This is a genomic window from Mesotoga sp. (assembly GCF_035363035.1).
Classification (GTDB): domain Bacteria; phylum Thermotogota; class Thermotogae; order Petrotogales; family Kosmotogaceae; genus Mesotoga.
Window position 1 is genome coordinate 1 of record NZ_DAOSEH010000075.1, and the last position, 10,638, is coordinate 10,638.

9 protein-coding genes are annotated in these 10,638 nt (G+C 50.0%); 7 read left to right on the top strand and 2 right to left on the bottom strand.

The annotated features are described in order from the left end of the window. Positions 1–296: 296 nt before the first annotated feature. Positions 297–506, bottom strand: a complete 210-nt coding sequence (locus PKX57_RS09685; protein ID WP_213920216.1) for a hypothetical protein — start codon at positions 504–506, stop codon at positions 297–299. Positions 507–630: 124 nt separating this feature from the next. Between PKX57_RS09685 and PKX57_RS09690 the strand changes: the two genes are divergently transcribed. From PKX57_RS09690 to PKX57_RS09720, 7 genes are all read left to right on the top strand, one after another. After that, positions 631–1,431, top strand: a complete 801-nt coding sequence (locus tag PKX57_RS09690; protein ID WP_214048442.1) for a GNAT family N-acetyltransferase — start codon at positions 631–633, stop codon at positions 1,429–1,431. A gap of 209 nt (positions 1,432–1,640) precedes the next feature. After that, entirely contained in the window at positions 1,641–2,624 is a 984-nt protein-coding gene (locus PKX57_RS09695) for a threonine synthase (RefSeq protein ID WP_472417035.1), read from the top strand. A gap of 363 nt (positions 2,625–2,987) precedes the next feature. Then, positions 2,988–3,983, top strand: coding sequence for a LacI family DNA-binding transcriptional regulator (locus PKX57_RS09700; protein ID WP_472417026.1), 996 nt, complete (start codon positions 2,988–2,990; stop codon positions 3,981–3,983). A gap of 37 nt (positions 3,984–4,020) precedes the next feature. Then, entirely contained in the window at positions 4,021–5,217 is a 1,197-nt protein-coding gene (locus tag PKX57_RS09705; protein ID WP_169698626.1) for a sugar ABC transporter substrate-binding protein, read from the top strand. 95 nt (positions 5,218–5,312) lie between these two features. Continuing rightward, the gene (locus PKX57_RS09710) at positions 5,313–6,866 is read left to right on the top strand and encodes an ABC transporter permease subunit (protein WP_213920211.1); all 1,554 of its coding nucleotides are present in this window, start codon (positions 5,313–5,315) and stop codon (positions 6,864–6,866) included. After that, a complete protein-coding gene (locus tag PKX57_RS09715; protein ID WP_472417028.1) occupies positions 6,856–7,719 on the top strand; it encodes a sugar ABC transporter permease in 864 nt (287 codons plus the stop codon). Before PKX57_RS09710 ends, PKX57_RS09715 begins: the two co-directional genes overlap by 11 nt. 15 nt (positions 7,720–7,734) lie before the next feature. After that, positions 7,735–9,135, top strand: a complete 1,401-nt coding sequence (locus PKX57_RS09720) for a glycoside hydrolase family 13 protein (protein ID WP_472417030.1) — start codon at positions 7,735–7,737, stop codon at positions 9,133–9,135. A gap of 25 nt (positions 9,136–9,160) precedes the next feature. Here the strand turns inward: PKX57_RS09720 and PKX57_RS09725 are convergent. After that, positions 9,161–10,638: Ig-like domain-containing protein (locus PKX57_RS09725; RefSeq protein WP_472417032.1), on the bottom strand; the 1,478-nt coding region annotated here is incomplete at its 5' end.

Below are 10,638 nucleotides of genomic sequence, written 5' to 3' on the forward strand. Positions count from 1 at the left end.
CAGTACCGTGAACGTTGAGACCAGCAGCAAAACAAGGATAAAACTTCTCTTCATGTAGTCACCTCCCTGAATCGAAAACGACTTCCCAATATCCCTATATTCGATAAAATCGATCGAAAAACCATCATACCACATCCCGAGTTCCCGTAGATCTTTCGATCGTATTAATGCTCTGGATTCTCTTAATTCACTACATGAAATTCCGTGCCAGAAAGCACAGATCTCGATTCGTCATTCGACCGGATTATTCCGGCTGCGTATATTCAGATTCAAAAGCGGCTATATTCGGGAAGGGTTCACTCCTTTTCCAGCGGAATGTTCACCTCCGAATCGCTCACGAGGGTTTTCAAGTATTCCCTGTTACTCTTGAAAAAGCTCTCCTCCCTCTCCAATCTTACCCCCATCGGACCGCGAGTTCTTATCTTGATTTGCTTGTGCCTGCTTTTCTGTCTGCTCACGAGTTTGTAAGTTATTCCATCGACGTCGATATAGCCGTTACTCTCCAAACTATCACCTCCTCGAATAATTTACCATTTTTGGGAAAAAACATTGTCATGTCTCATTGTGTTGCATTGTAAAGTGGGTTTGAAGTAGAATTGATTAATTAGCCCAGACGAAAGGAGATTGCAGATGTTAGTCGAACTCCGTTCCGAGGACTTCTCCCGTGTCAGACCTTTGCTGGGTGAGATTTCTTATAATCTAGCCGTGCCATCGATTTTAGAAGGAAACACATTGGGGAAGTTGTTCGTTTGCAACGAAGAGAAACCCGATTCGGTTATTGTCTGGAATTGCCACGACACGGTATTGATAGGCGGAGATCCCGGAGAGGAATCTAAGGGAGAGTATGGCGAGTTTCTGGAAAAGTACCTGATTCCGGCCGCCGGAGAAAAGGGTGTTCCTTCGCTCAACTTCTACTCGACCGGTAAGGCAAAGAGATGCTTGAGGGATCTTCTAGGCGATCTGGAACCGAAACCCATACTCAGGTACCTGTTCAGACTCAACCCGTCTGGCTTCGGCCCAAGCACCCTTGAAAGCGATTCGGCCGTTAGAATCACCGCGGAGTTGCTGGAGAGCAGTCTGGAAAATATCGATCACCTTACAGGATGGATCCTATCTTTCTGGCCAAACCTCGATAGTTTCCTTGAGAACAGTCTCGGCTTTTGTGCCGTGGAGGACAGCAAGATCGTGAGCCTGTGTATAGGGGTTTACAGGTCAAAGAACCATATAGAACTTGGGGCCGAAACGCTGAAAGGCTTCAAACGACTGGGCTTTGGTAGAAAGGTTGCTTTGGCCTGCGTGAAAGAGAGTTGTTCGAAGGGTTTGATAGTTGACTGGCAGTGTGAAGCCTCCAACAATCCATCTGTCCTTATAGCCAAGAGGCTGGGCTTTCAAGAGGTTCTCCAGTATACTATCAGCCAGATAAGCATCTGAACCTCCGGAGGAAGAAATTGTATCGGTTGATATGCACGGGCTGTGGAAAAGAATATCCGGGCGACTCTCTCGCTTTCAGGTGCGGCTGCGGAGAGCCCCTGGAAGTTTTGTTTGCTCCGGAATCAAAAAGCTTCTCCTCCGAAGGACAGAGTATCCTGAACCGCTTTTCGTCGTTTCTTCCCCCGTTGAAAGATGAGGCGTTCCTTTCAATGGGGGAGGGATGGACGCCCATGTCCCGGTCATTTGCGTTCGCTTCCGAGTGCGACTTCGAGTTCTATCTCAAAAACGAATCCATCAATCCCACCTGGTCTTTCAAAGACAGGGGAACTTATCTCACTCTGCTGGACGCCGTTGAAAAGGGATACAAAGGCTTCGGGACAGTATCTACCGGCAACATGGCGGCTTCGGTGGCCGCCTACGGCGCGCGGATGGGAATGAATACGACGATCCTGGTGTCGAAAAACATACCCGCGGAGAAGATCCGGCCCATCGCCATATACGGACCGAGGGTGATCAAAGTCGATGGAGATTACGGCGAACTCTACCTCAAATCACTCGAAACGGGGCCTTCGAAGGGTATATACTTCTCCAATTCGGACGTTCCGATGCGAGTGGAGGGCTCGAAGACCATCGCCTTCGAGATTTATCTGCAGCTCGGTGAAAAAGTGCCGGATTTCGTCATCGTTCCGACCAGTTCGGGCGGCAACATACGGGGTATCGAAAAGGGCTTCAGAGAGATCGCAGAGGCCGGCCTTTCGGAAAGGACGCCGGTCATGGTGGCCGTTCAGGCCTGCGGCTGCGCACCGATACACAACGCCTTCGATTCTGGCCGGGAGAAAATAGAGAGGGTTCCAAATCCCTCCACAATAGCGCACGCCATAGAGAACCCCTTCCCGCCGAGCGGGAATGCCGTTCTTCAAATGCTCAAGAAAAACGGCGGCCTGACCCTTTGCCTGAAAGAAGAAGAAATACTGGAGGCACAGACGAGACTTGCCGGAGAGGGACTGTTCGCTCAACCGGCCGGCGTGACGTCGGTCGCGGCGATAAAGAAGTTGAAAGAACTGATTCCTCTGAAAAAGGCCCGGATCGTCTCGATAATCACCGGATCTGGGCTGAAGTACCCCTCGATACTTGAAAGACATTGTTTATCGGCCGAAAGCATATCCATCGGAGATCTCGAAGCCGCGCTATGATTGGATAAACTTCTCCGGTCCTCTTCCAAGGACGTCTTAATATTCTTGCCAGACTCTACATCCAGTGTCCCAGACTCGGCCCTTCCCAACGCGGGCAGGGAGGAATCCATGCTTCGAATTGGAAATACTCTCAACGGACATCTTCTTGTTGTGAGCGCTCACAATAACGTGATATTGGCGAGACTGCTGGCAATGCCAATTTGTAGTCTTAGGAAATGTATATCGCTATAATTGTTTTTAATGGCCATTAACGCAAGATATTTCCACTCAAATGTGAGAATTGACTTTTGTTGCTCGATTATGATATATTATTGTGAGCCCTCACAATATTCAATTCATATCTTTCGACAGGGGAGTGAGATTATGAAACCGATAACGATAGAAGATGTCGCCAGACTCAGCGGAGTATCGCGAGGAACGGTGTCGAGGGTAATCAACGGAAGTCAGAATGTTAACAGCGAAACTAGAAAGAGAGTGCTCGAAGTAATAGAAAAACTCGGTTACCGCCCAAACCAGAACGCCCGGAGAACGGCCGGTGGAAGATCCTCCACAATCGGTATAGTGATTCCCATGATCGGTACGGAGTTCTATGAAAGACTAATAAAAAGCATGGAAGAGAAGCTCAGAGCGCAATGGTACGCCATGATGCTCTTCCCCGTTCTCAAAAGAGACTGGCTCTCGAAAGTCATGATGCACGACATTCCCAATTCAGAGGCGGCTGGAATGTTTCTTTGCTCGTTCGATATCGAGCATCTCTTTTCATCTTTCCGTAAACCCTTCGAAGGTCCAACGGTTCTTGTTGACAGCTATTCGCCCCTGTACGACTCGATCTACATAGACAACGAGCTCGGAGGATACCTTGTGGGAAGGAAGTTCTCGCAGCTAGAAGGAAGCACACACGTCATAATGATGCAGGAATCGATAGATTCGGGCTTCTGGCCCGTCTTCAACTCAAGATTCAAAGGTTTTCAGAAAGCGCTCCTCAAAAGCGGGAAAAGCCTTCCGCAGAGAAACGTTCACTCCTACGATTTCAGCTGGAGCGCCGGAGCTCTCGCGGCCCGCGATATCTTCGACAACGATCGGCCTCCCTTCAACATCTTCGCCATGAGCGATCTTTACGCATTCGGAGTTATGCGGGAGGCCCAGCTCAGAGGCCTTCGCATCGGTCGGGATGTGAAGCTGGTCGGTTACGACGATCAATCGGTCGCCAGAGACTGGGGGATTACCACGGTAAGGCAGCCTATAGAGGAGATGGGAGAGAAAGCCGTAGATTTGATGTTCAAGCGCCTCGAGAGACCGGGAAAGGAAGTCGAAAGTCTGTGTTTGAAACCTGAAATTGTGGAACGTGAATCCGCTTAAGCCTGGAATAATTCCAGGATACAGAAAGGAGGAGAATATGAGAAGAAAGGTTCTGATCGTTCTTGCGGTTTCGATGTTATTTCTGAGTTCGGTGATAACTGCCACGGTCGATGGAAAGCTAATAATCTGGGCAGATGACACGAGAACTCCGATCTTCAAGGAACTGGCCAGAGAGTACACCGAAATGACCGGTATAATCGTGACGGTCTACGAAATGACCATGGATGCGATTGCCGAGCAGGTTGTTACGGCCTCTCCGGCAGGCGAGGGCCCCGATCTAATCGTCGGAGCTCACGATTGGATAGGAAGACTGGTCCGCAACGGTACCATCGCCTCTATCGATCTTCCCGAAGATCTACTCTTGCAGTTCGATCCCGTGACTATTGCTGCCATGTCCTTCGAAGGAAAGCTTTACGGTGTCCCTTACAGCAGGGAGGGAGTCGCACTGCTGTACAACAAAGATCTCGTTCCTGAACCTCCTCAGACCTGGGATGAGTTGATCGATATCACAAGAGAGATTACCAACCCCGCTATCGGACAGTACGGATTCATCGTCGAACTCCCCTTCCCTTACAACAGCTTCCCTGTGCTTTCGGCCCTTGGAGGATATATATTCGGGCAGCGTTCGGACGGAACGCTTTTGATGGACGATATCGGTCTTGACTCCGTCGGCATGATTCTAGGAGCTACTCTTATAGACTGGCTTATCGAGGAAGGTCTCATGCCGGGAGAGATACCCTGGGAAACTATGACGGGACTTCTCTCCGAAGGAAAGGCAGGAATGGTAATTACCGGACCCTGGAGTATCCCCATCGCAGAAAGCGGAGGAGTAAACGTTGGAGTTGCACCCATACCGACAATATGCGGGCAACGGCCACGGCCTTTCGTAGGAGTGTCGGGCATCATGGTCAACGCGTACTCCCCCAACAAAGCAATTATACAGGACTTCATCGAGAACCAATATGCAACCAAAGAGTCGATGTTGAAGATCTTCGAAATGGACCCAAGACCGTCGGCGTTCATACCGGCCTTTGAAGAGACCAGGGACGATCCCGTCATGAATGCCTTCGCAGAATCGATCTCTTTCGGTATGCCACTTCCAAATGTTCCGGAAATGAACACGGTCTGGTCTGTCTGGACGGACGCGATGACTTTGATATGCAACCAGACGCTTTCTCCTCATGAAGCTCTAAGGCAGGCTGCAAAAGTGCTCGAAGATACCTTTTCCAACTGACGAATGCAAGTAGACCTGTATCCCCCGGCACTGGATAGAGAGGGCGTACTCAATAGAAAAGAGATCTGAGATGAGTATTCCGGGGGATACAGTTTATGGAGAAAGTAATGGAGAGGCGTTTACTGGGGTTTCTTCTGAAAATAACCGTAATATCGCTGTTCAATGCGTTCGCCATTTTCGTATGTATACTCTTCGCGATCTCGGGCGAATTGTACCTTTCGACCGCGGGAATCGTGCTGCTGGTGGTAGTAAATTCAGTTGTCTTCAAAAAGAAGAGCTACCCTTTGAGATACCTACTGCCCGGACTCTTTTTCTTGACGGCCATGGTCGTTCTTCCGATCCTTTACAACGTGTATCTCTCCCTCACCAACTACTCTACAGGTCACGTCATAGGGAAAGACGACGCGATAAATCTCTTTCTCAACCGCGAATATCTGCGGCCCGACGCCGAAAAATACAGCTTCAAGGCGTACGGGAACGATTCGGATATAATACTTCTCTTGCTGAAATCCTATGAAGAACTTCTTGTGGATATGAATGGCGAGATTCGCGATCCCGGCGAATTCGAAATCGTTGACAGCGATCTGGACGGAACGCCCGATAAGATCGGTGAATGGAAAGTTATGGAGGCGTCAAAAATCGCCTCAAAGATCTCTCTGCTGCAGAAATTGAGAATACCCTACGGCAACGGCTGGCTGAGGCTAAGTACCCTGCGCGAGTTCAGACAGTACGAACATCAGTACGCTTACGACGAGGCTACCGACACGCTGACCGATCTAAAAACCGGGAAGACTTACAGACCCGAAAAGGCCCGATTCATCTCGAGCGACGGAGAAGCTCTTGATCCAGGCTGGACGGAATATGTCGGTCTTCAAAACTATCTAAGAATAATAAAGACCGAAAAATACAAAAAGCCCTTCTTCGGGGTCTTCGTCTGGACCATCGAATGGTCGCTTTTGACGGTTCTTATCAGCTTCGCCATAGGCCTGTTTCTGGCCATGATGCTTAACGACAGCAAACTCAGATTCAGAAAACTCTACAGATCCCTTCTGATAGTTCCGTACGCGATGCCGTCCTTCATCTCTCTGCTGATCTGGCGGTACGGTTTTTACAGCGGCGAGTTCGGCTTTTTCAACAGGATGCTTAAATATCTTGCCGGTATATCCATACCCTGGCTGGACACGGTCTTCTGGGCGAGGTTCTCGGTGTTGCTCACCAACATCTGGCTCACATTTCCCTACATGATGCTGGTTTCGTTAGGGGCTTTACAGGCGATTCCACCGCATCTTCTTGAAGCGGCGAAGATCGACGGTGCCGGGAGCTGGCAAAAGTTCAGGAAGGTGACCTTTCCGCTGGTGATCGTGACGCTGGCTCCGCTTCTAATAGGTTCATTTGCGACGACTTTCAACAATTTCACCGTGATCTGGTTACTAACCGAGGGCCGTCCGGTTACGGGAATCGGAGATGTAGCCGGCGCAACGGATATCCTTATCTCTTACGCCTATAAACTGGCCTTCTCGGGAAGAGAGGGAAGCGAAATGGCCCTCTCGGCCGCGGTATCTGTGGTGATCTTCGCGATCGTGGTTACTATATCGATTATCAGTTTTAGAAGAACCAGAGTGCTTGAGGATGTTGCCAATGAGATATAAAATGACCGCCAGATATTTTGGTAGGATAATTCGACACGGGGTAATCTGGGTTGCGATCGTGTTTGCAGTCTTTCCGGCGCTTTTCATAATAGGCACCTCTTTCAATCCGGCCAATTCGATCAACTCGACGGGAATATTCCCGGCCAAACCGACGCTCGATAATTACACAAGCCTTCTCTTTGGAGCCAACAGAGTGTTTACGATGTGGATGTGGAACACCCTGAAAATCTGTTTCGTGACCTCGTCTATAAGCGTATTTCTGTGCGCGCTGGGTGCGTACGCCTTTTCCCGGTTCAGCTTTAGTGGAAGGAGAGCGGGATTGTTGATGATTCTCCTGGTTCAAATGTTTCCACAGACACTGGGAATGACCGCGATCTTCCTGATTATGGCGTGGTTCAATAAGAACCTTCCCCTGCTCGGTCTCAACACTCACGCAGGGCTGATCTTCGTCTATCTGGGAGGCGCCATAGGCTTCAACACATGGCTCATGAAAGGATATTTCGACAGTATTCCCCGTTCGCTTGAGGAGGCGGCCTTCGTCGACGGAGCCACCCCCTTCAAAACTTTTTTGAGCATTGTGCTGCCACTGGCCAAACCCATTCTTGTTGTAGTCTTCATCATTCAATTCATCGCCACTTATTCCGAATACATGATCGCGAGCACCCTGCTCAAGGGTGACAATATGTACACACTGGCCGTAGGATTGCGTCTGTTTGTCGGTCAACATTACGACGACAGATGGGGACCCTTCGCCGCGGCCGGTGTCCTTGGTTCTCTGGTTATAGTGGCAATCTTCTATTCGTTGCAGGGTCAAATCGTCTCCGGTTTGACGGGCGGAGCGGTCAAAGAATAAAAAAGGAGGATATGAATGCAGCTCAAACCACCGGAATGGACAAGCGACGCCATCATTTATCAGATATTTCCCGACTCTTTCTTCAACGGTGAAACGTACAACGATCCTCCGGAAACCCTTAACTGGGGGGCCTCGCCCGAGAGAAATCGCTTCTATGGAGGAGACTTGCAAGGAATCATCTATAAGCTTGATTATTTGCGGAAACTTGGAGTCAACTGCATCTACCTGACTCCCATCTTCGATGCGCCTTCGAACCACAAGTACGATACTCGCAATTACTTCAAAGTAGACGACGCTCTGGGCGGGGATGAGGCACTCATGGAACTGGTAGAACAGGTTCATGCGAGAGAGATGAGGATCTTGCTCGATGGTGTTTTCAACCACTGCGGTGTTGAACACCCGTTCTTTATCGATGCAACGAGCAGGGGCAAAGAGTCCCGCTACTGGAACTGGTTTCACATCGATTCTATACCGGTTACCGAAAGCCCCGAACCGAACTATCGTTGTTTTGCCGGCTACGGAAAGATGCCCGAGTTCGATCTTTCCAACCCTCAGGTGAGAGAGTATTTGCTTGGAGTGGTCCGATACTGGTTCGAGAAGGCCGATATCGACGGCTGGCGGCTCGACACTGTGGAATACCTGCATCCCGATTTCGTTCGCGCCGTTCGAGAGACCTCCAAAGAGATGAAGCCGGAGGCTTACGTTCTGGGCGAGCTTCTTCATCTTGGAACTTCCTGGTTCAAGGGAGGTTATCTGGACGGAGCGATGAACTACAGATTGAGAAAGTATCTTCTCTCCTTTTTCGTCTTCAACAACATCGACGCGAAGACCTTTGGAGAAAAGCTCTATGTCTTGCGACGTAGCTATCCCGACTGGGCGAATTATGCGATGTACAACATGATTGACAGCCACGATCGCCCCAGAATCACCACACTCTGCAATGGCAGGAAGGAGATAGTCAGACTCATACTATTGTTCTTATTCGCCTACCCGGGCGTTCCCGCGATCTATTACGGCGACGAGATAGGCATCGAAGGCGGTAATGATCCGGACTGCCGGAGGTCGATGATATGGGACGAGAGACTCTGGGACCGGGAACTTCTTGAGTTCTGCAAGAGGCTCATAGAGCTTCGAAAAACCAGTCCGGCTCTGAGAAAGGGAGCTTTCATACCCGGCGTCGCCGAAAACGGAGTTTTCACGTTCGAGAGAGAGTACGGGAATGAACGGGTTGTAGTTTGCCTGAACAACTCGCCCGTCGCCGGGGAATACGAAATCGGGAGGCCTTACGATGTTCTGCTTTCGGGATCTGCCAGGATCGATTCATTTACTCTGTCTCTAGATCCGTACGGTTTCGCGGTATTGAGAAAGACTAGAGGGTCTGATCGAGATCGTAAAAAAACCGGCAGTCAGAGATGACTGCCGGTTTTAATCGTTGCCGGATTTATTTCAATTCTATTCTGACAGACCCTTTCGTTTCTCCACCTTCCGATACGACGGGAATGTTTCTCGAGGATGAGCTGGCGGTTATTCTGGCCGCTCCGATGAAATCCGCGCTTTCTTCAGTCACTTTCCATATGGATACGGTATCGAAATCCAGAGGCCAATCGACTTCAAGCTCTGCGCGTTGCCCGCTAGAGATTATCTCGTGAGAGCCGGCGACCAGTTTCACTTTATCGATCCCCGAAGAGAACAACGCGTATGTTATGGAAACTACGCGATGACCCGCTTCCACGAAGATCTTTAAAGGAACGGTTAACTCGCTCTTTCCATCGCTAACCTTTATCATAACATCCTTCTGACCGGCCTCTCCTGTGCGAGGCTCGAAAACGTATTTACCGTCCACGATGCTTCCAGGCCCTTCTCGAATCTCAAACAGCAAATCATCGCCGTCGGGATCGCTTATGAAATCCCCGAGTTCGATTTCAACGGTCTTCCCCTCTTCGAGGGTAACTTCGGGAAACGGTTCCTTAATTTCGGGTAACCTGTTAACATCGAGAACCGTTATGATGATGGGCAGTGTCACACCGCCACCCCTGCCATCGCTGGCGGTTACGAGTATGAATTTTTCGCCGGAATCCTCGTAACCGGGGCTGTAGGTGTAGCCGTTCCCTTCAAGTGTTCCCGGACCCTCCAGAGAGAGTGTCAATTCATCGCCGTCGGGGTCGCTGAAGAAGGTGGTCAGGTTCATGCCAAGGGAGAACCCCTCTCTTATGCTGCTCTTGATCTCTTTGATCGTAGTCTCGGGGGTGCGATTCACATCCACCACTTCTACCATGAATTCGCCCGTCACCGACGCTAGACCATCGGATACCTGTATAGTAACAGTGTGGTCTCCGCTCTCATCGAAAGAAGGTTCGAAAGTGTAGATCGCATTTTCGACGCTCCCGGGTCCTTCCATGAGAGTGAAGGTCAGTTCGTCGCCGTCGAGATCTATCGACTGCATCCGGAGATCCACAACGAGGTTAGCCCCCTCGTCTATCATCTTATCGCTGAGAAGTATTCTGGGGGATCTGTTAAGATCCATCACAGAGATAATAATGGGTAGATTTGCGGAGAGACCCGAGGAATCTCTCGCAACTATCGTTACCGTCTTTTCCCCCTGGTCGTTGTACGAAGGCGTGTATTTATAATTACCCCCCTCGATGCTTCCCGGTCCTTCTAAAATGGCGAAGGACAGTTCCTCGCCGTCCGGGTCGGTGAAGAAGCTCTTGAGATCTAGACCCAGCGTGAAGGTCTCCTTTATGCTTGCCGCAATCGAAGGCAGGACAGCCACGGGAGCTCTATTTACATCAACGACATCTATCTCGAAGACGAGTATCTTTTCTTCGCCATTGGAGTCGGAGACCTTTATCTTGACTTCCTTGAGACCGGCCGATTCAAAATCCGGCTCGTAGGTGTAACTATCGCCCTCTACACTTC